This is a genomic window from Pseudoramibacter porci, assembly GCF_009696145.1.
Lineage (GTDB): Bacteria > Bacillota > Clostridia > Eubacteriales > Eubacteriaceae > Pseudoramibacter > Pseudoramibacter porci.
In genome coordinates this window covers 44,678-68,291 of the sequence record NZ_VUMO01000006.1, presented here as the reverse complement: position 1 = coordinate 68,291, position 23,614 = coordinate 44,678, and the positions used below count along the sequence as shown (strand labels likewise).

Genomic DNA, 23,614 nt, shown 5'->3' with positions numbered 1-23,614 from the left:
TTATTTTCTAATAATCCCTTTGCTTATGTGTTTTATTTTACAACAATGTTATAAATCTTCCCTGGTCTGTAAATTTCTTTTACAATTTGCTTGTTTTGGATGAATTTATTAATATTATCATTCTGAAGTGCCATATTATGTGCAGTTTCTTGATCAGCATCAATGGCAATCTGAATTTTTCCTCTAACTTTCCCATTGATTTGAACAGCCATTTCAATGATATTGTCTATGGTCTTTTCTTCATCAAAAGTTGGCCATGATGCCTGATGCAGCATGCCCGGTTGACCTATGATTTCCCAAAGCTCTTCTGTCATATGCGGCGCTACTGGATATAATAATTTTAAAAAGTCGCCGAACTCTGCCTTGGTTACCGTTCCGACTTCAGTAAAACGATTCAGAAGGGACATTAACGCAGCAATCGCTGTATTATATTTCATCGCTTCATAATCTTCGCTGACCTTTTTAATCGTTTTGTGCATATCGCCTTCAAGCGCATCACTGTAAACATTTTTGTCGATCACTGAATCCTGAAGTCTCCAGACTCTTTCTAAGAATCGATTGCAGCCTTTGAGTCCATTTTCTGACCAAGGTGCTGGCTTTTCATAATCCCCAATAAACATGATGTACGTTCTTAAAGCGTCTGCACCGTATTCATTGATAATATCATTGGGGTTTACAACATTCCCCTTTGATTTACTCATTTTTTCTCCGTCTGATCCTAAAATCAAACCCTGAGCAGTACGCTTTTTATACGGTTCTTTTGTTGGAACAGCGCCAATATCATAAAGGAATTGGTGCCAAAACCGCGAATACAATAAGTGTCTCGTGACATGTTCCATTCCGCCATTATACCAATCTACCGGAAGCCAATACTTCATTTTATCCATATCAGCTAAAGCTTCGGTGTTATGTGGATCTGTGTAGCGCAGAAAATACCAGCTTGATCCCGCCCATTGCGGCATGGTATCCGTTTCTCTTTTTGCCGGGCCGCCGCAAACCGGACAAGTTGTATTAACCCATTCTGGAATATCCGCTAACGGTGACTCGCCTGTATCTGTTGGTTCATAATGTGTAACCTTTGGAAGTTCAACCGGCAAATCTTTTTCAGGAACTGGCACTGTTCCGCAGTGTTCACAATAAACAATTGGTATGGGTTCACCCCAATAACGTTGTCGGTTAAAAGCCCAATTTTTCATCTTATAATTAATGGTCTTTTTCCCAATATGATGTTCTTCTAAATACTGGATCATCGTTGGAATGGCTTCTTTGACTTCTAACCCATTTAAAAAATCTGAGTTTACTAATGTGCCTGAACTCACGTCCGTAAAAGCTTCTTCCTGGACATTTCCGCCACTAATAACTTCGATTATAGGAAGATCAAATTTCTTCGCAAAATCCCAGTCTCTTGTATCATGAGCTGGGACCGCCATAATTGCACCAGTTCCATATCCCATCATGACATAATCTGCCACAAAAATCGGGATTTCTTTACCAGAAACAGGATTAATCGCTGTGATGCCGTTGATTTTTACACCTGTTTTGTCCTTTACTAACTGAACTCTTTCAAATTCTGTTTTGTGCTGCGCTTCCTTCTTATAATCGAGAATTTCATCCATATTAAGAATTTCTGAAGATAATTTTTCGATAATCGGATGCTCAGGCGCAATAACCATAAATGTCACGCCAAACAAAGTATCTGCTCGTGTCGTAAAGACTTTTAATTTTTCTTCATGATCTTTGATTTTAAAATCTATTTCAGCGCCAATGGATTTACCAATCCAGTTTTTCTGTTCAGTTTTAATGCGCGGCAGATAATCAACATCATCCAGCCCCTTTAACAATTTTTCTGCATAATCCCTAATCTTTAAAAACCATACATCCTTTTCCATTTGAATAACGTCACTGCCGCATCGGTCGCATTTTCCATCTCTAAAGTCTTCATTAGATAAAACAACTTTGCAATGCGTGCAAAAATTAACATAAGTATGGTCTTTATAAGCCAAGCCATGCTTATACATTTGCAAAAATATCCACTGTGTCCACTTAAAATAGTCTGGATCTGTCGTATCGATCACGCGATCCCAATCAAATGAATACCCAATCGATTTCAATTGCTGTGTAAAGACCTCTATATTTCGATCAGTGACTTTTCTCGGATGTTGTCCTGTTTTGATCGCGTAATTCTCCGTAGGCAGTCCATACGCATCAAATCCAATTGGAAACAAAACATTATAGCCCTGCATTCTGCGTTTTCTAGCAATTACTTCCAAAGAAGTATACGCGCGAACATGACCGACATGCAAACCAACGCCACTTGGGTATGGAAATTCCACTAATCCATAAAATTTAGGTTTGTCAAAATTATCTTCTGCTTTAAAAGCGTTGGTATCCTCCCAAATTTGTTGCCATTTTTTTTCAACCTTTTCGTGATTATATCTTTCCATTGGAACCTCCATAATTGTTCTCATTCGTCCCTTTATTATAGACATCGTAATTATTTGTGTCAAACTGGTTAATCGTAACTTATAGAATTTTTCTTTTCTTTCTGCTATCATATTTATCTATATTTAGAAAAGAGGATGACAATGTTATTAAATGCAGATCATATATGTTTCGGTTACGGTGAACATCAAATTTTCAATGGTTTAACATTTTCTATAAAAGAACATCAAAAACTAGGTCTAATTGGACAAAATGGTTCCGGTAAAACCACTCTTTTTAAGTTGATAACTCATGAACTTTCGCCCGATTCTGGCAAAATTTATTATCACACCTCTAGTCAAATCGGCTATTTAAAACAAGAACAAATCTTCAATTCCGATTTAACACTTCAGGAAGTTTTTTTGTCGTATTTTCAATCATTGATTGAATTAGAAAAGGAAATGCACATTCTCCAAGAAACAATTGACTGTGTCGACGGTAAAGAACAAGAAACTGCAGTTATCAAATTGGGAGAATTACAGGAAACCTATAAAAATAATGGCGGATATGCCTATCCCAGCCGCATTAGAGGTGTTGTTGCAGGACTCGGTTTTAATGATGACGATTTAAATCGCAAAATCAATACTTTCAGCAGCGGACAAAGAACAAGAATTGCTCTCGGTTCATTACTCTTACAAGAACCTGACCTTCTGCTTCTAGATGAACCAACTAACTATCTTGATATCCAATCTTTAAACTGGTTAGAAAATTATCTAAAGAACTATCCCAATGCATTTATCGTTATCTCACATGACCGATACCTTTTAGACTCTGTGTGCACATCTATTTCAGAGATTCAAAATGAAAAACTGATTCATTTTGAAGGTAATTACACATCTTACCTTGATAAAAAGAAAAAGCACGATCAAGCAGAACAAAAAAAAATCGAGCAAGTTCAAAAAGAAATCGACCGCGAAGAAGCAATCATTTCAAAATTAAGAGGCAACTTTACAACTAAAAACACGAAACGCGCAAAAAGTCGCGAAAAAAAATTAGACAAAATTAAAAATGATTATTCAAACATGCGTTCTTTTTCCGAAAATTTCGATTTTCATTTTTCATTGTCTCCCAGTGTTCGATCATCTGACGATGTGTTAAAAATCAAGCATTTATCAAAATCATTTGATCAATTATCTTTGTACTCTGATTTAAATATCGATGTTTTTCGAGGCGACCGCATTGGTATTATTGGCCCAAATGGCACTGGAAAATCAACACTTCTTAAAATAATCAAACGGGAATTACTACCTGACTCTGGCCGACTTGTATTCGGAGAAAATGTGCATATCGGCTATTATTCTCAAGAAGCCGATGATACATTATCTAATCATTCGGAAACGCTTATTGATGCACTGCGCACCGTAAATATCAAACTATCTGACGGTGAAATCCGAAATATTCTAGCACAATTTATGTTTAGAAACGATGCTGTTTTTAAAACAGTAACTGAACTATCTGGTGGCGAAAAATCGCGTCTTCGCTTGGCCATGCTTATGATCTCACAGGCTAATCTGTTGCTCTTAGATGAACCGACAAATCACATTGATATGGACACAAAGGAAATACTCGAAAATGCTTTAATGAATTATGAAGGAACGATTATTACTGTTTCTCACGACCGTTATTTTCTCAACAAAGTTGCCACACGTATTTTATCCATTTCGCCAAGCCATATTTTTGATCTTCCCGGAAATTACGACGATTATTTGATGTATCGTACAACACATCAACACATGCAAGAAAAAAAATCTAGTCGAATACATAGTGAAAAACAGCAGGATAACAAAAATCAGCACGCCATTCAAAAGCAAATTAGAAATCAGAAAAAAGAACTACAAAAACTTGAAAATCAAATTGATATTTTATCCGAACAAATCAAACAAATTGAATTAGAAATGAATCAGCCTCAATTCTATAATAATCAAGAAACTGCCGATCAAAAAATTGCTGACTATTCCCAATTAAAAGAAAAAATATCAGAACTCACTGAACAATGGGAAGATTTAGCAATAAAATTAGATAGAATTTAAATAAATTATTAGCTTGCCTGCATGATAAAAAAATATTATTATAAAAATAAAAATTCGGAGATTTTTCCAATATGTTAAATTTATCCAAAGAAGAGAAAAAAATACTCAATACATTATTTAAAGATGTCCGCTACACCACAAGAAATGAAATGATTTATATTCTTTATGCTGCCAAGCCAGAACCCACTACTCCAGATGCTAAGTACATTAACTTAATTATCAATCCATTAATTAAAAAAATATATTACGCGGATCGAAAAGATATGGAAGACGTTTTTGAAGCAATTCCTTTTGATGTAGACTAGTTATTAAATACATATTGAAAAAAGCTGTTATTGCAAAATATCACAATAACAGCTTTTTGCTTAAATCAAATTAAAAAATTGATTTTGCCGTAGCGCTTCGTACAAAACGATATTTACAGAATTAGCCAGATTCAATGATCTTGCTTCAGGATGATCCCTCATTGGAATTCTAAACCTTCTGTCAGAAAAACGCTTATGAATTACTTCCGGTAATCCAGCTGTTTCCCTTCCGAACATGAGAAAATCATTATCTTTAAATTTGATCTCTGCATAATTTTTTGTCGCGTGGGTCGTTAAAATATATGGTTGCGGGTAATTATTCTTTTCCAGAAACGATTCAAAATCAATATAAACTGAAATATCAACCAAATTCCAATAATCTAAGCCCGCTCTTTTAACGGCTTTATCACTAATTGAAAAACCCAGTGGCTCGATCAGATGTAGTCTTGTTTCTGTCAGAGCGCAGGTTCTCGCAATATTACCTGTATTCTGCGGAATTTCTGGTTCGTAAAGAACAACATTTAGCATAATGAATAAAACAGCCTTTCTATCATTCGTTATAATGAATATTTTGGAAGCGTAATTGTAAATGTACTTCCCTTCCCTAATTCAGAATCTATCGTTATTTTCCCGCCGTGCTGCTTGACAATTAAATTGCAAATATTTAATCCCAAACCAAAACCGCCTTGCTCGCGATGTCGGGCATCGTCGACGCGGTAAAAACGTTCAAAAATTTTCTTCTTATCTTCGCTTGACAAGCCAATGCCAGTATCTATTACTGCAATTTGAATGGAACGCATAGACGCTGTCAATCTGATTGTCACAGTCCCTGGTGCAATCGTATATTTGATGGCATTATCCACTAAAATTCGGATAGCTTGTTTAAGTTTATCTTCATCGCCTTTGTATTCAATATCTTGTTGAATATCGCTCCTTAAAGTAATTTCCTGCTGATTTGCAAAATCAAACATTAAATCATAAACTTCTGCGCACAAAGCACTCAAATCAAACACTTTTTTATTAAATACAAGTCGATTATTATCTGCTTGTGCGATGGTTAACAAGTTCGCAATCAGTTTTGACATGGTCTCACTTTCAGATGAAATATTGTTAAGCCAATGGATATTTTCTGATAATATTTCATCCTCTTTCATCCGTAACACTTCAACATTCGTTTGAATGACTGTTAAGGGTGTGCGCAATTCATGAGAAGCGTCAGCAATAAACTTTTTCTGATTTTCGTAAGATTCTTTGACAGGTTGAAGTGATTTCCCAGCTAAAAAATAACTAATTGGAATCAATATTAGAATCCCTGCTGACCCAAAAAACAATAAAATAATAAATACTGTTTTTGTAAAATTTTGTTCATTACTGATCTGCTGGAAAACTTGTAACGTTTTTACCTCATTATCTTTTTTAAAACGTTTTGAATAAACGCGATAAGTGATATGATTCGTTTCGAAGGTACGAAATGTTTGATTAAACTTCGTATCTTGAAGCAATTCATGTCCCCTGAGAATCAGCGAATCATTAAATACCTTCATATGCTCGGTATGGTGATCGGCATCCCATAAAATAAATTCATAGTTACTGGCGTGACCATTATAATTCGTGTTTTTTCTCGTCTCATATTTTTCACTATCGATAATATTTTGAGTTGTCTGAACTAAAAAACGCTCACTGAAATTCACGTATGTCCATCGCCACATAAACATAAGAAGTGCAATAAAAAAAACCAAAAAGGCAATTAATATTAATATATTAAAAAGCGTGATCTGCTTTTTAATTTCTCTAAACATTGACGTCTCCCACGGTCTTTATTAACGTTTGCCCATTGTATATCCAACACCTCGGATGGTATCAATCTTTACATCTGTATCGGCTAATTTTTTTCTTAAATTATGGACATAGATCTCAATATTGTTTTCATTAACCTCTTTATCAAATCCCCAGACACGATCTAATATTTGTTCTCTCGTAAAAACCTGATTGGGACGTTTGATAAGCATTTCCAATATTTTTGATTCTTTTACTGACAATTTATATTCATCGGATTTCGTTATCAATGTATTCTTCTTTGTATTAAAAGAGACATCTTCAAAATCGATACATTCCCCTTTAATTTCATTATCCGGTCTTCGGCTTAATGCGCGAATTCTCGCAAAAAGTTCTTTTGCTGAAAAAGGCTTAACCAAATAATCGTCTGCACCCAAATCAAGTCCTTTTACCTTATCGTCAACAGTTCCTTTCGCGGTCAAGAGTAAAATGGGTGTTGTAATATCGTGATCTCGCACTTCTTTTAAAATTTCCAAACCATTTTTCCCCGGCAACATAATATCTAAAACAACAACATCATATATCGGATTTAATGCAAAAAGTAATCCTTCTTCGCCATCATTTGCAACATCACAATCTATACTTTGGATTCGGCACAATTCTTTTAATGCATCTGTTATTTTTGTTTCATCTTCTATAAATAATATTCGCATTATATTCACCTCAAATAATTTTACGAACGATTATATCGATTCTGTCTTAATTCTGTTTGAATGGATCTAACCTATTATATGCCTGCCCTTTTGTCGACAATAAAATATTTCACACACATAAAAAGCCAGCAGATTAATCTGCTGGCGTGAATTTAGCTATTTAAGAATTACGCATTCTGTTTAATTGCTGCTTGTGCTGCGGCAAGTCTTGCAATTGGAACTCTAAACGGTGAACAAGAAACATAATCCAAACCTAATGAATTGCAGAATTCAACAGATGTCGGATCGCCACCATGTTCGCCGCAAATGCCGCAATGGAGATCAGCACGAGTTGCTTTACCTTTTTTAATTGCCATTTTCATAAGTTGGCCAACACCATCCTGATCGAGTCTTGAGAATGGATCATTTTCATATATTTTATTATCATAATATGAACCAAGGAATTTACCCGCGTCATCACGTGAGAACCCAAATGTCATTTGGGTTAAGTCATTAGTACCGAAACAGAAGAATTCCGCTTCTTTTGCAATTTCGTCAGCTGTTAAGCAGGCACGCGGAATTTCGATCATTGTCCCAACTTTGTACTGCATGTCAGAACCAACAGCTTCTAATTCTGCGTCCGCTGTTTTCACGACAACATCCTTGACAAATTTCATTTCTTTGATTTCACCAACCAAAGGAATCATAATTTCCGGAACAATTGTCCATTCAGGATGAGCCTTCTGAACATTCAATGCCGCGCGAATGACAGCTTTTGTCTGCATAACGCCAATTTCAGGATACGTTACCGTCAGACGGCATCCACGATGACCCATCATTGGGTTGAACTCATGTAAGCTGCTGATAATTGCTTTAATCTGTTCAACAGATTTACCTTTTGCATCCGCAACTTTCTGGATTTCTTCTTCAGTTGTCGGAACAAATTCATGCAATGGTGGATCTAAGAAACGAATAGTAACCGGACGTCCGGCCAGGGTTTCGAATAATTTTTCAAAGTCGCCTTGCTGCAGCGGCAAAATCTTTTCTAAGGCTTCTTCTCTTTCTTCAACAGTATCGGAGCAAATCATTTCTCTAAAGGCATCGATGCGATCGCCTTGGAAGAACATGTGTTCAGTACGGCAGAGGCCAATACCTTCCGCACCTAATTCAACAGCTTTTGCTGCATCTTCAGGTGTATCTGCATTGGTTCTGACTTGCATGGTTCTAAATTCATCTGCCCATTTCATAATTGTGGCAAAATCTTCGTCGTCAATAGAGCCTTCTTGAACATCCAACGGTCCATCGTAAATATTTCCTGTAGAGCCATCGAAAGAAATAATATCGCCTTCTGTGTAAGTATGTCCGCCTAATTTAAACGTACGATTGGCTTCGTCCATTTCGATATCAGAACATCCAGCAACACAGCAGCTGCCCATACCACGAGCAACAACAGCAGCATGTGAAGTCATACCACCGCGGGCGGTCAAAATCCCTTGTGCTGCTTTCATTCCTTCAATGTCTTCCGGTGAAGTTTCAAGACGAACCAGGACAACTTTTTCACCATCGGCAGCTGCTTCTTTAGCATCTTCAGCTGTAAAGACAATTTTACCACTTGCAGCACCAGGTGCAGCCGGAAGGCCTTTTCCAATTTGTTCTGCCTTATCTAATTCTGATTTGACAAATGATCCGTGAAGCAGTGTATCCAAATTTCTCGGTTCCACATCAAGGACAGCTTTTTTCTTATCGATCTTGCCTTCTTTGACTAAATCATTGGCAATCTTCAAAGCAGCCTTTGCTGTTCTCTTCCCGTTACGCGTCTGGAGCATGAATAATTTACCTTCTTCAATGGTAAATTCCATATCCTGCATATCGCGATAATGATTTTCCAGCGTATTCGCAATGTCAAGCAGCTGATCATAAATTTTTGGTAATTTTTCCTTGATCGCTTCAATCTTCATCGGTGTGCGCACACCGGCAACGACGTCTTCGCCTTGTGCGTTCATCAGAACTTCCGCGTAAAATTTGTTTTCTCCGGTTGCAGGATCTCGTGTAAAGGCGACACCTGAACCAGAAGATTCACCCATATTACCAAAGACCATTTCCTGAACATTTACAGCTGTTCCCCAGGAATATGGAATGTCGTTATCGCGACGGTAGACATTTGCTCTTGGGTTATCCCACGAACGGAATACAGCTTTAACCGCTTCAATTAATTGTGTTTCAGGATCTTCTGGGAAATCTTGTCCAAGCTGGTTCTTATATTCAGTTTTAAACTGGTTTGCGAGTTCCTTCAAATCGTCAGCGTTCAAATCAATATCTTGTTTGACCCCACGATCTGCTTTCATTTTATCAATCAGAGTTTCGAAGTATTTTTTTCCAACTTCCATAACCACGTCAGAGAACATCTGAATAAATCTTCTATAGCAGTCCCATGCCCAACGTGGATTTCCTGATTTTTTAGCAATAGCTTCGACAACATCTTCATTTAAACCTAAGTTTAAGATTGTGTCCATCATCCCCGGCATTGATGCTCGTGCGCCAGAACGAACTGAAACCAACAATGGATTTTCTTTATCGCCGAATTTTTTGCCGGTAATTTCTTCCAGCTTTTTCATATAATCTTTGATTTGTCCGATAATTTCATCATTGATTTGTTTACCATCTTCATAATACTGTGTACATGCTTCTGTGGTAATCGTAAATCCTTGCGGAACTGGTAACCCTAAATTGGTCATTTCAGCAAGGTTTGCGCCTTTACCACCGAGAAGTTCGCGCATGTTCGCATTACCTTCGGTAAATAAATACACCCATTTAGTCATAAAATTAACCTCCTAAATCCTAATCGTGAGTAAGGTTTAAATTTCTCAGACATTAGTATACCATTAATTATTTTGAAAAAAAACCATAATGTGGAAAAAATAAACATCTATTTATATTTTTTGAGAAACCCAGTCCTTTCCGTTATATACCATTAAAGTATCTTGGCCATGTTGAGATAAGTAATAAAGAGCGTCCTTAATTAGATAATCTATCGCTTCAAAACTGTGTGCATCTGTATTAATTGTAAGCGGAATTTTCATTTTTATTGCTTCTTTTAAAATTGCTTCGCTCGGATACAAACACCGCAAGCCGTAGCGAAACGCTCCACCAGTATTAATTTCTAATATGGATCCAGCTTTTTTTATTTGATCTAGCGCATTATGCCAGGCGTTCTCATACCATTCTGAAGAATCGTCAAAGAAATAATGATCTTCGTTGTTCTTTTTTATTATATCAATATGCCCTATGATATCAGGGTGGAATTTTTCTGCCATTTCTCCTATCCCTGTGTAATACTGACAAACGGCTTTTTTAATGTCTCCTCCATATATTTGATCAATTCCCTTTTGTAAGCTTTCTTTTGTATCATCAATATACGACACATCTCCGTTGTCAATCAGGCCAAGGCAATGTATGCTGCCTATCCAATAGTCCAACTTGTCTAAACAGCTCTTACACAATGGTGAGAGATCATGATTTGGTAAATAATAATCAATTTCTAAACCTTTAAAGACTTTCATTTTCGTCTGATACTTTTGGGAGACTTGACTTAATTCATTAAAATATTGTGGCAATGCGTTTTCGGGCATTGTCCAATCATTTTGATACATCAATGGTGCATGACTTGAGATGCCGATATTGTCGAATCCCTTGGCAATGGCCATTTGAACCATTTCTTCAATTGAATTTTCTCCATCACAATAGTTTGTATGAATATGATAATTTGTCTTCTTCATTTTCTTACTTAAAAAGGCCGTCCTCCCAAATAATATATTTAAAGAAGACAGCCTCTATTTATTCTAATGCTATTCTTACAAAATTTTTTTCAAAAAACTCTGTGTTCTTTCTTCTTGCGGATGATCAATCACCTGTTCTGGTGTACCTTCCTCACAGATCACGCCATTATCCATAAAAATAACACGGTCTGCTACTTCGCGCGCAAAACCAATTTCATGCGTCACAATGATCATTGTCATCCCATCGTCAGCAAGCTGGCGCATTGTTCCCAAAACATCTCCAACCAGTTCTGGATCCAAGGCAGAAGTCGGTTCATCAAACAGCATGATTTTAGGATTCATAGCCAGTGCTCTTGCAATGGCAACGCGTTGCTGCTGCCCTCCTGACAAACGAATTGGATATTCGTAAGCTCGATCTTTTAGACCAACCATATCCAATAATTCGAGTCCACGTTTTGTGATCTCTTGTTTATTTGCTTTCAAAACCGTAATCGGCGCAACCGTTACATTTTCGATAACATTTAAATGTGGAAACAAATTAAAATTTTGAAACACCATCCCCAAATCGCAGCGTAATTGCTGCAATCGGCCCGCATCGATGTGATTGACCGTTCTATTATTTTTTCGTTGGTCCATCAATTCTCCCTCGATGTATATTTCACCATCAGTAATGCGTTCAAGCTGGTTCAGACAACGCAGCATTGTACTTTTTCCAGATCCAGACGGACCGAGAATACAAACAACTTCGCCACGATTTACTTTAAAATTGACCCCTTTTAAAACTTTTAAATCGCCGAAATATTTCGTAATATTACGAACTTCGACCATCGTTTTATTATTGCTTTGATTCGTTGTATCCATCTTTTACCTCTTTTCATACGCGCCAAAACGTTTTTCCAGATGGTCGAAAAGCACCTGTAAAATTGTTGTTAGAAACAAATAGATTGCTGCCGCATATAAATAATAGACCCAATTTCCTGTTGACGTCGCCATTGTTTTAACAGTCCTCAACACATCGAACAAAGCAATCGTTGAAACCAACGACGTATCTTTTAACAACATGATTAATTCATTTCCCAACGGCGCTACAAGTCGTTTAAAAGTCTGCGGAATGATGATTTTCCGCATTGCTTGATGATAGTTCATGCCCAGTGCTTTTGCCGCTTCCATTTGGCCTTCTGGGATAGATTCAATCGCGGCCCGGATGATTTCTGCCATGTATGCAGTCGAATTCAAAGAAAATGTAATAAAAGCACATAGCATCGGATCAACTACTAAAGTACTACCTGTTGCATTTAAATAAATAATGGGAACTGCAAAATAAATCATGAAAAGCTGCAATAGCAATGGTGTCCCACGAAAAAACCAAACGTAAAACCACGTGACCGCTCTTGCCACTTTGTTATGGGAAATGCGTCCTAACGCAACTATGATACCTAAAACCACGCCAAAGAAAAGTGCAACCAAGGCAATTTCAATGGTCAAAACTGTGCCATGGAAAATTTCCCATCCTTGAGCTGAAGTTAACAAATGAAACTCCTCACTTCCTATTAATTAATAAACAATAATGAACGGTATAATTATACGATACACAATTTTTATAATCAACTTAAAATTTCATCCCTGTATTTGTATTTACAATTTTAATATAGAATTTCTACTGCATTACAGGAATAATTCGATCAACAACGTGCTTTGATAATCTTTATTCAATCTATAAAAAGAGACTGCCTTCTTAATAGAAAACAGCCTCTTTGCTACAGTCTTTTTCACATTTATTTCTAATAATTATAACATAACTTTTAATATTTTAAGAAAATTTCGAAAAAACTTTAAAATCAATATGTGTCAATTCTCTGCTTGACAATATCGGTCACCAAGACATTGTCTGAATCCATCTTAATCTTGGCCTGGATGAAGACTGTTCCTTCTGAAAGAGCGAGGGTTTCCGCCTGGCTGAGCTTCACGGCGAGGGTGCTCGCATTTCTGACGCTGATCGCATCCAGCTCTTTCGTCGTCTTCTCTGTGCTGTTTTGTAAAAATGTCACGCGGATCGCCTTGGCCTTTGTCAGATCCAGGCCATCCTGATCGATTTCAATTGTCAAGGTCGGCGTCTCGCCTCTGTTCATTTCTACCTCCTTTTCATTTCTTCAATGACAGCTGAGATGATTCCCACAATGAACGCCGCAGCAAATTCAATGACTTTCACGGCGAGGATCGCCGCGACGATGGTCCAAAATAGTTTCATAGACGCCTCTCAATCACTCACGGTCGGCTTATACGGAATCCACAGCTTCGGATTAAAATTAATTTCGTAGTGATACTTACTGACTTCACTCCCTGAGATGTCTTCGACAATATAAGACATGTTGTCGCTGATTCCGAATATATGCTTTTTATATTTGCCTTTGCCCGTTTCGACAATGACTTCAAGTTGATGGTCCTCAGTATCTGCTTTGATGTTCATTTTACCTTCAACGGTATAAAGTGTCTGTCCAGTGATGCAGTCGATCACCGTTAATCGACGATAAATATTAAAGTTTTCAGCTTCCTGCGTGATGTTGTGATCTGCCCGATTTGCCTGACGGCAAGCGCACAAAGACACGGCTAAAACCGCCACCAAAGCAAATGATATTATTTTTTTCTTGTTCATCATTCCTCCTATTTTCAGGCACTAAAAAAGCACCGCCTAAGCGATGCTTACTTCTTCTCAAGAATCTCAATTTTATCGATATCTGATTCGTAAAATTCAACAGATGTGCCCTTTGCAAAGTAGCTTCCTTCTTCGCAAACAATAATAACACTTTCCTTCCCATTTTCATTATCTTCTGGCCAAATATAATCATCTAAAGGACCTATAAACACTGCTGTTGGATTTTTCGTAGTTATTTTTACTCTCTTTCCCGCATACTTTTTCAAATCCATTATTTTTCACCTCTTCTCGGGAAAATATGTGAACCAGTTTTTGAATAAACGATTGTTGCACAATTAGTTTCAGATTTTTTGCCATCTAATGAAATATAAACACCTATAGGCTCATCGGCTTTTATTTTTTCTTTATGTTGCCAAACACCACTTTTTGAAATTACTGCTTCACCTGTCATTGAATATCTATTGAATAATTCTTTTGCTTTATTAATATCACCGTATAATCCGCTTCTTCCCTCAATGTAATTGTCGCTCTCAATTATGTGTCTTGTCTGTTTTCTCTCATTGATTTCAAGTTTTATTATTCCAGAATCAGCGGCACTTTGAATTAATTTCTTTGTATCTATTTTATCAACTTTAATCCTATTTGCAACGCTTTTTAAAGATAAACCGTCTTGATAAATTCTCTCACGTTGCATAGGTAATCCCATACTTTCACTAAAATCCTTATATTGACTGTATCTTACCTGATATTTTATTTTGCGACATTCAATCGTATAACTATCAGCTTCGCCCTTTTTGAGCAGGTCAATGTCCTGCCGGTACTTGCGCATCTGGCGCTCCATTTTGCGTTGCTCTTGCAGGGCTTGATACTTGTTGTATTTCTTCCCGTTGAATTCAATCTCTTTCGCGTCTTCGGCCTTGAGGGCTTCGAGCTGTTCATCGGTGTATCGCCTTTTTGAAATGCCTGGGAAAAATGGATCGTAAGAGTGATAGCAGTTGATCCCGCAAAGGCCCAATGCGTCGTCCAGGCCGCAGATGGAATAAAGCTCGTCTTTGGTGTAGACGCCGCCCTGCCATTCTTCGTGCTCGGGTCTGGCGCCGCTGTGGGCGGAGACTTCAAAGTATTCGGTGCCGAGTTCATCTGCGATCTGGTCGCTCATGTACCGCTGCACCTGCCCGTAGCCGGTCATCAGTGCCCGCCGGATGGCAACCTCGATCCGGCTGCTCACCCCGCTGGCGTAGTCGATGTATCGAAGTCCCGAATTGGTCATGGTGTTGATCGTCCGCTCCAATACCGTGTTATACAAAAAAGCGCCGGATTCAATGTCCATCATGGCATTGTCCAGCGTTTGAGTGTAAAAGTTCCGGAGGGATTGATAACGCATCTTCCCGGCCGGGTCTTTCATCGCAAAGCCCATGGACTGGGTAATGTTCTGAAAAGTGCCGTGGGTTTGCGCCGTTGTGGCTTTGATCAAATTCTGAATGGGCTCATTCTCCTTGAAGAAAACCTGGCGGGAACCTTCTATTAATGACTTTATATACCGACCTACCGCGCTTTTACGCTCTTTTTTGAGTGACCACTTAATAGCATTTGCCATAATGGCTTTTTTCGTTTTGGCATGAAAAAAGCGCCTTGCAGCGCTTTGAGATTGAATTTCGTAAATTTAAACATTATAAAAGATTTGAAATACTTTTGAAAAAAATAAAGCACCAAATCCAAATAAAAGATTTGATGCAATTCTGACGATGGTGATCCATCGGGGATTTGAACCCCGGACACCCTGATTAAAAGTCAGATGCTCTACCAACTGAGCTAATGGATCATATTCGTTATGGCAGGGGTAGCAGGAGTCGAACCTGCGAATTCCAGAGTCAAAGTCTGGTGCCTTAACCACTTGGCCATACCCCTAAATAAAAAATGGGGTGGATGAAGGGACTCGAACCCCCGACAACCAGAACCACAATCTGGCGCTCTACCAACTGAACTACATCCACCACAAGCAAATGGCGCGCCAACAGGGATTCGAACCCCGGGCACACGGCTTAGAAGGCCGTTGCTCTATCCAACTGAGCTATTGGCGCTCGTGCCTCAACCATAATGACTTTCTGGAGCGGGTGAAGGGAATCGGACCCTCGCGACTGGCTTGGAAGGCCAGGGCTCTACCACTGAGCTACACCCGCAAATTCTTGTTGCGAATACTTTCGTAACAGAACAGGACTTATTATAAGTGAAATATTCGGCGATGTCAATACTTTTTTCCCTTTTTTTTATTAAATTCAGTAGACAGCAGCAGACGCAACATAAATGCACTGCTGCTGTCTAAGAATATTTATTCGCTGATACCTTTTACCGAATCACGGACTTTAACTTCATAAGGAACGTATAAGGTCTTCATTTCCGTTTCTTCTTTTTCGCACATTTTAATCAACATTCGTGTCGCAACAGCACCGATATCATACATTGGCTGAGAAATAGTTGTGATTTTGGGGGTCACCCACTCAGAAATCCAAAAATCATTAAATCCAGCTACAGAATAGTCTCTAGGTACACTATAACCTTTTTCTTCAATTGCGCGAATGGCGCCCAGAGCCATTTGATCGTTAAAACAAAATACATTTGAAAAAGATACTTCACCCTTTTCCAAAATATCTTTCATTTGATTGTATCCTCCCGAAATAGATGAGAGGCAGTGATAGATCTGGTCCGGATTAAATTCTAATCCCTTTTCTTTGTAAGCTTTCTGAATCCCTTCAAGACGTTTTTCAGCGATATAACCATTGTCATTTTCATCACTAAAAATAATATTGTTGCGGTGTCCGGCATCAATGACTTTAACAGCCAGATCATAAGCTGCAGAGGTATTATCAATTAACACACCGGAAAGTTTTCCCGTCACATCAGGTACACAGCCCAAAACCACTTCGCATGAAGCGGAAGTTAACCGATCTCTCATTTCGTCCGTAAGGTTTTTCCCGACATAGATAATACCATCGCATTGTTTTTCAACTAAGACATCAAGAGATTTTTTTTCTTTTTCTGGATTGAAATCTGTATCACTTAAAATAATATTGTAGTTGTATATACCGCAAACATCTTCTGCGCCTCGGACAATCCAGGTATAAAAAGGATCCAAAATATCCGGGATCATAATCCCCAAAGTATTGGTTTTTTGAATTTTTAAACTTCTTGCGATTGCGTTTGGTTTATATCCCGTCTTTTTTATTGCTTTTAAAACCCTTTCCCGAGTTTCCTCATTGACTAAAGGAATATTATTGACAACACGCGAAACTGTTGCAACAGAGACATTCGCCTCTTTTGCAACGTCAACAATTTTTACTTTCATAAAACTTCTCCACTCGCTAAAAGATTAATCTAATTTATCAATCGCTTTTTTAATTAATGCTGGAGCCTTGCTGCATTTTTCTTCATTAACCGCACACGGTGCAAAACGGAGTCCCTTCTTTAAGGCAACAATAAAGAAATTATCATGTTCAGCTAAATAATCTCTAATTGCTTCTCGATTTTCGCACGGAATTGAAATAAAGAAACCATCACGATAAGTACATGTCTTTAATCCAACTTGACTAGCTGAATCCATAAAGGCTTTAGCACGCGCCTGAAGCTTATTTCTCCAGTCTGCTTGTTCAGCTTCAAATGCTTCTCTTAACTGATCATTCGAAATAATTTTTGCCAGTGTTGCCTGCGCTGATCTTGTCCCGTTTGACCAGGTGCCTCGATTTGAGAAAGAACAAGATGCCTTAAATTCACTTGCAATTTCCTGGGTTGGGGCGACACATAAAAGTGCGCCATTTCTAAGCCCATACATCGTCATTGCTTTTGAAGCCGAGTATGCATAAAGCGTTAGAACATTTTCCGGCATCCCCGAGAGAATTTCCATAAACTGACGCGCACTTTCACCCTTTCCAGCAAAATCGATATAAGCAATATCACAAAGAACAATAATGCGCCAATCCGGATGTTCATTTGCCGTCTTTGTATAAAATTCAACTAACTGCTTCCATTCTTCGTCAGAAATGTTATATCCTGTCGGATTATGTGCCGGTGTATTTAAAATACTTAGAACACGTTTCTGTTTTTCTAGCAGTTCTAAAACTTTATTTTCATATGATTCAAAATTAAAATTTCCATTTTCGTCAAAAAGTTCAAAAGTTGTAATCTTTCTTCGATTTTCTTGAGCGATTGTTCCATACGGGGCCCAGTGCCAATCCTGAACTAAAATTTCATCACCAAATTCACTGTAATTTGCAATCGCATTTCGAACTGCACCAGTACCACCCGGTGTTGCAACCGCTTCAATGTACCCTTTGGGTTGATGATGTTTAAAGCATGCGTAAACAACATTTTCCAAAAATTCAGGAATACCCGCAATACTTGCATAACCTGCAATTTCGGCATTATTCAAACTGCGGAATGTCGAATATACACTATCAAATGCTACTAAATTACCGTCATCATCCATCAACGAACCAATCGTCGAATTAATTACAGGTTCAGACCCGATTTCTGCAATTCTGTTCTTCGCCAATTCTGCGATGTGAAAAATCGGGTCATTGCCCGCTTCTCTAACTGATGATGAAATTACCATTCTATTACTCATGAGTTCCTCCATTTGTTTAATTGTCAATCAAGTATTTTCGAAATAACTTCGGACCGTTATCGTAAATATTATTACCTTTTGCATCTATTGCAACAAAAATCGGAAAATTCTCAACTTCCAATTTTCTGATTGCTTCTGTTCCCAGTTCTGGATACGCAATAATTTCTGAATATTTAATATGGTTTGCACAAAGTGTACCCGTTCCTCCTACACAAGCAAAATAAATAGCTTTATTATTTTGGATACTTTCGATCACAGGTTTGGTACGGTTTCCCTTTCCAATCATGCCTTTTAAGCCTAAATCCAACAACCGAGGTGTGTATTTATCCATTCTGTGAGAGGTTGTCGGCCCTGCTGGTCCAATAATTTCTCCGGGTGCTGCCGGACAAGGTCCCATATAAAAAATAATTTGGTCTTTAATATCAAAAGGAAGTGATTTTTGCTGAGAAAGATCTTCTATCATCCGTTTGTGTGCAGCATCTCTCGCTGTATAAATTGTCCCAGACAATAAAACTTGTTCACCGCAAACTAATTGCTCAATTTTATCATTTGTAATCGGTGTAGTGACTTTTTTCATCTATAAGATCACCGTCCCTCTTCGATCAACATAGCAGCAAATATTAACAGCAACGGGCAATCCCGCAATATGCGTTGGGTAGTCAAGAATATGAATACCAAGCATCGTTGTCAATCCTCCCATTCCCATTGGGCCAATTCCTGTCTCATTAATAGTCCGCATAATGTTCTTTTCCATGGAGCGTAAATGCGGCTTTTCACTATTTTGATCCAATGGGATAAACAATGCTTGTTTTGACATCATTGCTGCTTTTTCAAAATCACCGCCGATCCCAACGCCAACAATAATCGGCGCACAAGCATTTGGCGCTCCCCTTTGGATCGTTTCAACTATAAAATCATTAGCACCGTCCATACCATCAGATGGCTTAAGCATTTTTAGTGCACTTGTATTTTCACTGCCAAATCCTTTGGCCATAATTGATATCTTGAGGCTGTCTCCTTCTATGATTTGATAATGAATAACAGCTGGCGTGTTGTCATCTGTGTTTTCATCTCGAATCAGCGGATCTGAAACAATCGACTTTCTCATATAGCCTTGACAGTACGCTTGCTTTACACCGTTTTGAATGGCCTTTTCAAGGCTGCCGCCTGTAATGTGCACATCTTGACCGCATTGAACGAACGCGATTACCATACCCGTATCCTGACAAATGGGACGTCGATTATTTGCTGCCAACTCCCGATTCTCATTAATCACTGATAAAATATTTTTTGCCAAAGGATAGGCTTCTTTTTGCTGTGCTGCGGTAAGAGAACGATCGATATCGTCTGTTAATCTCGTATTAATTTGAATACACAATTTAGCGACTTTTTCTGTAATATCTTTTGCCTGAATAATTTTCACAGTATTTCATTTGATCCTTTCAAAAGATTTTACATTACTATTATAGCATAGCTTTAAAGGCTTTCATCCAGTTTTTTGAAAATTTTTCATCTTTTTTATCATGATGAAACTTATAATCGACATAAAAAAAACTGCGTTATCCAACGCAGTCTAAGTGTTCATCAAGGTGTATGGTCAACACCGCTCCATTTTAACAACTCATAATAATCCGGATAGGAATCCTTCTGGAATATTTCGCCGTCTACAACAGTAACCGGAAAGGCATCTGGCCCATCGGTCAAAAGGACACGCTCTACCGGCCCATTTGTATATCGAGATTGATCTTCAGAAAAATTCCGCAAATGAATATCAATACCTTGACTTTTTAAATCTTTAACAATTACTTGAATAGCTAAAGCTTGTTGAGATTTCAAATCGACATTGATAGGATTATAAATATTGATTGTACACATTTGACCAACCTCTTTTGCATTATTTATAATTAATTTACCATAATCTCATTGAAAATTCTCGGTACTTTTTTGTCAAATCCTTTCACTATTATTTTAGTAAACACGATTGCACACAAAATTTGCCATTTGAACATAAAATGAAGTATCAATTGACAGATTTGATAAAGCTTGAATTGCGACAGAATGATACTCTTCAACTTTTTCTTGAGCACTTTTCAAACCATAAAGCGAGACCATTGTTGTTTTATGCTCTTCCAGATCACTTCCCGCAGGTTTTCCAAGCACCTGTGTATTTGATGTGACATCTAGGATGTCATCAACAATTTGAAAAGCCGTTCCGATCGCTTCACCGTATTGTCTTATCCATTTTAATGAATTCGAATCGGTATCTGCCATTACCGCGCCGCAAAGCAATGAAGCTGTCAATATCGCTCCAGTTTTATGAGAGTGAATATATTTTAATTTTTCAGCGTTCATTTCACTATCTTCTTCGGCTAAAACATCGCCGACCTGCCCGCCGATCATACCATCGACACCAGCAGCCTGCATTAATATTTTCAAAGCCTGAATCCCATTATTTTTCTGTTGTGGGGATAGATTTTGCAATCCGACTAACGCCGTTTCCATCGCATAATTGAGCAGTGCATCTCCCGCCAATATTGCGATATCTTCACCGTACACTTTATGATTAGAAGGCTGGCCGCGTCGCAAATCATCGTCATCCATTGCTGGTAAATCGTCGTGAATTAAAGAATACGTATGAATCATTTCAATGGCACATGATAAAGCCCGTACATCTTCAATATCGCCGCCAAATAACTCGCATGTTTTTCGCATAATCACGGGGCGTATTCTTTTTCCACCAGCAAATAAACTATATTTCATAGCAGAAACAATAATATCAGGCGCGTCAAAAGGTTTTTCAAAACAAGAAAGTAGGTCGTCTTCAACATCCTTTGCCATTATTTCCAAAGTATTTTTAAAATCCTGATCCATGGGATTTATTCCTCCAAATCTTTTTCTGTTATTTCTTCTAATTCAGAATAACCTGATTGATTATTTGTTAATAACGCTATTTTTCCCTCTGCTGACTTCAAATCATCTTCGCACTTTTTTAACAGCGTCATCCCCTCTTCATAAAGTTTAACGGATTTTTCAAGACTGAGCTGGTCACTGCTCATTTCTGCCACAATTTCTTCTAGTCTTGATATTTTTTCATCAAATGTTTTTTTTCGAGGCATTATTATTCTCGCTTTCTTTTTCGAGTAGGACTTTCACTTCACCATCATTAAATTTGATCATTAGTTGATTCCATTGAGACGCTTGAGTCGCCGTCTCAACAACCGCCCTATTTGGTGCAAATACAATCGCATATCCACGTTCTAACACTTGATTTGGATTAAGTAAATACAATTGTTTCTGAATGAACTGCATTTGAGTCTGCGCTGACAATACTTTTTTTTGAATCGACCATTGAAGTTGGTGAGACAAATGATGCAGTTGAATATTTTGTGCTTTTATTTTTTTTCTCGGATTATTTATTTCAATAATTCGACGATCATATTGTATTTGTTTGCGTAAATTTTGAATTTTACGATTAAAAGCATAACCGAGATCATTTTTTATCTTTAATATCCGATGACTTTGATAGTTTTGATCTGTCGCAACTAATTCAGCAGCAGCTGTTGGCGTCGCTGCACGCATATCGGCTACAAGATCCGCGATGGTTATATCCGTTTCATGACCAACTGCCGAGACAATGGGCTTTTCCGCGTGATAAATTGCATCCGCAACTTTTCTTTCATTAAATGCCCAAAGATCTTCAATTGAGCCACCGCCTCTGCCCACAATAATGACATCAATATCATTTCTTTGATCAAGAGTGCGGATCCCTTCTGCTATTTCCTCTGCTGCATTTTCTCCCTGTACTTTTGCAGGAAAAAAAATAATATTTATACTGGCATTTCTTCTCTGAATAGTTGAAATTATATCATGAACCGCGGCACCTTTCCCAGAAGTCACAACGCCGACAGTATGAATATTTGACGGCAGTCTTTTTTTTCTTTCTGCATCAAAATAGCCCAGCTGATCTAACTGATTTTTTAACTTTTGCAGCGATACAAATAATTCTCCGACACCTGCTGGTTCCATCGCATTGACATATAACTGATACTGACCGTTTTTTTCATAAACATCTATAGAACCGCGGCAGATAACGTGCATCCCCTCGTTTGGAAGAAAAGAAAGCTGTTCTGCTTGAAACGAAAACATAACACAAGAAATTTTACTTTCTTCATCTTTTAACGAAAAATACAGATGGCCACTGTAATATGCCTTAAAATTAGAAATTTCGCCTTCTATCTCAACATTTTTCAGCAGGCTATTTGACGCAATAACACTTTTTACAAAGTGGTTTGCCTGTGTAACACTTAAGTGTCTACAAATCAATTTAATGTCTCCTGTTGATTAAACCTTTCTTTTGTCAAAAAGGCACAGCCAACACTATTATCCGTTGCATACTGCGGCTTGGCAAATACAGCATGGTATTGACGTTTCATTCGTTTTCTTATCGTTTCTTTTACAATACTGTTTGCCATCACACCCCCTGAAAAAACGGCAAATTGAACTTTATATTGCTCACACAATAAATTAATGGATCGACCAATCGTTCTACCGATACATTCAAACAAAGCGTATGCGATTTCTGAATATTCCGCTCCATCATCAATTAATTGGTGAATATAATTTTCCTGGCCAGAAAAATGAAAATCACATCCTTCAAGGCGCGAAGCAACTTTTATGTCATGCCGCTTAGAAATTAATGCCAACTTTTCTAATGCCTTTCCCGCAGGAAAGGAACAGCCCATAGCAACGCCAATGCGATCAATTAACTGTCCAGCATTTAAATCTAATGTCTTTCCAACAATTTGATTGGTATGAGCTTGTGGATCGACCATAACAATTTCAGAAGTCCCTCCTGATAAATGAACTGCTAAAAAAGGCTGATTTATCCGGTCAAGAACCTCTTCATGTCCAATTAGAGCCGCTCGAATATGACCCTCCTGGTGACTAAAACGATACAGTGGAACTTGCAGTAAATCGGCATAGGATTTAGCAATAGCGTATCCGACACGGAACACTGGCATATACGATCCCGTCTGAGGTCTTGGCGAAACAGATACACCTATTGCCTTTACCTTTTTTCTAATCTCTGGAATTGACGCAAAACATGCCGTCAACTCAGGGATATTGCGAACATGTTCAAAAACAGCTTCGGACTGTCGCAATCCTCTCTGCCCCTTCTTCACTGTCAAAATCTTTCTATTGTCAACAATGATTGTGTTGCGTGCATCCACTCCCGCTATGGACGTCGTATAATTGCTCGTATCAATTCCAATAAACATTTCC

23 protein-coding genes and 5 tRNA genes are annotated in these 23,614 nt (G+C 38.0%); 2 read left to right on the top strand and 26 right to left on the bottom strand.

What is annotated here, in order from left to right; genetic code table 11:
• Positions 1 to 32: 32 nt before the first annotated feature.
• The gene (gene leuS / locus FYJ52_RS05820; RefSeq protein ID WP_154576285.1) at positions 33 to 2,444 is read right to left on the bottom strand and encodes a leucine--tRNA ligase; all 2,412 of its coding nucleotides are present in this window, start codon (positions 2,442 to 2,444) and stop codon (positions 33 to 35) included.
• Between the two features lie 141 nt (positions 2,445 to 2,585).
• Here leuS and abc-f point away from each other — a divergent pair, with 141 nt between their 5' ends.
• Together abc-f and FYJ52_RS05810 are read left to right on the top strand one after the other, a co-directional pair.
• Positions 2,586 to 4,511, top strand: coding sequence for a ribosomal protection-like ABC-F family protein (gene abc-f / locus FYJ52_RS05815; protein WP_205960781.1), 1,926 nt, complete (start codon positions 2,586 to 2,588; stop codon positions 4,509 to 4,511).
• Between the two features lie 71 nt (positions 4,512 to 4,582).
• The gene (locus FYJ52_RS05810) at positions 4,583 to 4,816 is read left to right on the top strand and encodes a hypothetical protein (RefSeq protein ID WP_154576283.1); all 234 of its coding nucleotides are present in this window, start codon (positions 4,583 to 4,585) and stop codon (positions 4,814 to 4,816) included.
• A 60-nt stretch (positions 4,817 to 4,876) separates the two neighbouring features.
• Here FYJ52_RS05810 and trmL read toward each other — a convergent pair whose 3' ends face one another.
• The 25 genes from trmL to FYJ52_RS05685 form a co-directional block, all read right to left on the bottom strand.
• Positions 4,877 to 5,344, bottom strand: a complete 468-nt coding sequence (gene trmL, locus FYJ52_RS05805; RefSeq protein ID WP_154576282.1) for a tRNA (uridine(34)/cytosine(34)/5-carboxymethylaminomethyluridine(34)-2'-O)-methyltransferase TrmL — start codon at positions 5,342 to 5,344, stop codon at positions 4,877 to 4,879.
• Between the two features lie 29 nt (positions 5,345 to 5,373).
• Complete coding sequence (locus tag FYJ52_RS05800) at positions 5,374 to 6,615, bottom strand: sensor histidine kinase (RefSeq protein WP_154576281.1); 1,242 nt, start codon at positions 6,613 to 6,615, stop codon at positions 5,374 to 5,376.
• 21 nt (positions 6,616 to 6,636) lie between these two features.
• Positions 6,637 to 7,305 carry a response regulator transcription factor gene (locus FYJ52_RS05795; protein ID WP_154576280.1) on the bottom strand — a complete coding sequence of 223 codons (669 nt, stop codon included), beginning with the start codon at positions 7,303 to 7,305 and terminating at the stop codon, positions 6,637 to 6,639.
• Between the two features lie 167 nt (positions 7,306 to 7,472).
• Positions 7,473 to 10,103: a pyruvate, phosphate dikinase gene (gene ppdK, locus FYJ52_RS05790; RefSeq protein ID WP_154576279.1), complete on the bottom strand. Its 2,631-nt coding sequence runs from the start codon at positions 10,101 to 10,103 to the stop codon at positions 7,473 to 7,475.
• Between the two features lie 111 nt (positions 10,104 to 10,214).
• Positions 10,215 to 11,060, bottom strand: coding sequence for a histidinol-phosphatase (locus FYJ52_RS05785; protein ID WP_154576278.1), 846 nt, complete (start codon positions 11,058 to 11,060; stop codon positions 10,215 to 10,217).
• A gap of 75 nt (positions 11,061 to 11,135) precedes the next feature.
• The gene (locus tag FYJ52_RS05780) at positions 11,136 to 11,888 is read right to left on the bottom strand and encodes an amino acid ABC transporter ATP-binding protein (protein ID WP_154576352.1); all 753 of its coding nucleotides are present in this window, start codon (positions 11,886 to 11,888) and stop codon (positions 11,136 to 11,138) included.
• 36 nt (positions 11,889 to 11,924) lie between these two features.
• Positions 11,925 to 12,590, bottom strand: a complete 666-nt coding sequence (locus tag FYJ52_RS05775) for an amino acid ABC transporter permease (RefSeq protein ID WP_154576277.1) — start codon at positions 12,588 to 12,590, stop codon at positions 11,925 to 11,927.
• 308 nt (positions 12,591 to 12,898) lie between these two features.
• Positions 12,899 to 13,189: a hypothetical protein gene (locus tag FYJ52_RS05770; RefSeq protein ID WP_154576276.1), complete on the bottom strand. Its 291-nt coding sequence runs from the start codon at positions 13,187 to 13,189 to the stop codon at positions 12,899 to 12,901.
• Positions 13,190 to 13,317: 128 nt separating this feature from the next.
• A complete protein-coding gene (locus FYJ52_RS05765; RefSeq protein ID WP_154576275.1) occupies positions 13,318 to 13,713 on the bottom strand; it encodes a beta-sandwich lipoprotein in 396 nt (131 codons plus the stop codon).
• A 47-nt stretch (positions 13,714 to 13,760) separates the two neighbouring features.
• Positions 13,761 to 13,985 carry a hypothetical protein gene (locus FYJ52_RS05760; protein WP_154576274.1) on the bottom strand — a complete coding sequence of 75 codons (225 nt, stop codon included), beginning with the start codon at positions 13,983 to 13,985 and terminating at the stop codon, positions 13,761 to 13,763.
• Positions 13,985 to 15,367 (bottom strand): phage minor capsid protein, encoded by a 1,383-nt coding sequence (locus tag FYJ52_RS10305; RefSeq protein WP_328598775.1) that lies wholly within the window; start codon positions 15,365 to 15,367, stop codon positions 13,985 to 13,987. Before FYJ52_RS10305 ends, FYJ52_RS05760 begins: the two co-directional genes overlap by 1 nt.
• A gap of 92 nt (positions 15,368 to 15,459) precedes the next feature.
• Positions 15,460 to 15,535 (bottom strand) — tRNA-Lys (locus tag FYJ52_RS05750).
• A 10-nt stretch (positions 15,536 to 15,545) separates the two neighbouring features.
• Positions 15,546 to 15,621 (bottom strand) — tRNA-Gln (locus FYJ52_RS05745).
• A gap of 10 nt (positions 15,622 to 15,631) precedes the next feature.
• Positions 15,632 to 15,707 (bottom strand) — tRNA-His (locus FYJ52_RS05740).
• 10 nt (positions 15,708 to 15,717) lie between these two features.
• Positions 15,718 to 15,794 (bottom strand) — tRNA-Arg (locus tag FYJ52_RS05735).
• Positions 15,795 to 15,819: 25 nt separating this feature from the next.
• Positions 15,820 to 15,893: transfer RNA gene (locus tag FYJ52_RS05730), tRNA-Gly, on the bottom strand.
• A 149-nt stretch (positions 15,894 to 16,042) separates the two neighbouring features.
• Positions 16,043 to 17,056: a LacI family DNA-binding transcriptional regulator gene (locus FYJ52_RS05725; protein ID WP_154576272.1), complete on the bottom strand. Its 1,014-nt coding sequence runs from the start codon at positions 17,054 to 17,056 to the stop codon at positions 16,043 to 16,045.
• Between the two features lie 24 nt (positions 17,057 to 17,080).
• Positions 17,081 to 18,331, bottom strand: a complete 1,251-nt coding sequence (locus FYJ52_RS05720) for a pyridoxal phosphate-dependent aminotransferase (protein WP_235901548.1) — start codon at positions 18,329 to 18,331, stop codon at positions 17,081 to 17,083.
• A 16-nt stretch (positions 18,332 to 18,347) separates the two neighbouring features.
• On the bottom strand, positions 18,348 to 18,908 hold the full coding sequence (locus FYJ52_RS05715; RefSeq protein ID WP_154576271.1) for a Fe-S-containing hydro-lyase: 561 nt from the start codon (positions 18,906 to 18,908) through the stop codon (positions 18,348 to 18,350).
• Positions 18,909 to 19,754, bottom strand: coding sequence for a fumarate hydratase (locus FYJ52_RS05710; RefSeq protein ID WP_328598769.1), 846 nt, complete (start codon positions 19,752 to 19,754; stop codon positions 18,909 to 18,911).
• 161 nt (positions 19,755 to 19,915) lie between these two features.
• Complete coding sequence (locus FYJ52_RS05705; RefSeq protein WP_154576270.1) at positions 19,916 to 20,206, bottom strand: arsenic metallochaperone ArsD family protein; 291 nt, start codon at positions 20,204 to 20,206, stop codon at positions 19,916 to 19,918.
• A gap of 93 nt (positions 20,207 to 20,299) precedes the next feature.
• On the bottom strand, positions 20,300 to 21,202 hold the full coding sequence (locus FYJ52_RS05700) for a polyprenyl synthetase family protein (protein WP_154576269.1): 903 nt from the start codon (positions 21,200 to 21,202) through the stop codon (positions 20,300 to 20,302).
• A gap of 5 nt (positions 21,203 to 21,207) precedes the next feature.
• Positions 21,208 to 21,447, bottom strand: a complete 240-nt coding sequence (gene xseB, locus FYJ52_RS05695; protein WP_154576268.1) for an exodeoxyribonuclease VII small subunit — start codon at positions 21,445 to 21,447, stop codon at positions 21,208 to 21,210.
• The gene (gene xseA, locus FYJ52_RS05690) at positions 21,425 to 22,654 is read right to left on the bottom strand and encodes an exodeoxyribonuclease VII large subunit (protein WP_154576267.1); all 1,230 of its coding nucleotides are present in this window, start codon (positions 22,652 to 22,654) and stop codon (positions 21,425 to 21,427) included. Before xseA ends, xseB begins: the two co-directional genes overlap by 23 nt.
• A complete protein-coding gene (locus FYJ52_RS05685) occupies positions 22,651 to 23,610 on the bottom strand; it encodes a Kae1-like domain-containing protein (RefSeq protein ID WP_154576266.1) in 960 nt (319 codons plus the stop codon). Before FYJ52_RS05685 ends, xseA begins: the two co-directional genes overlap by 4 nt.
• Positions 23,611 to 23,614: the final 4 nt, after the last annotated feature.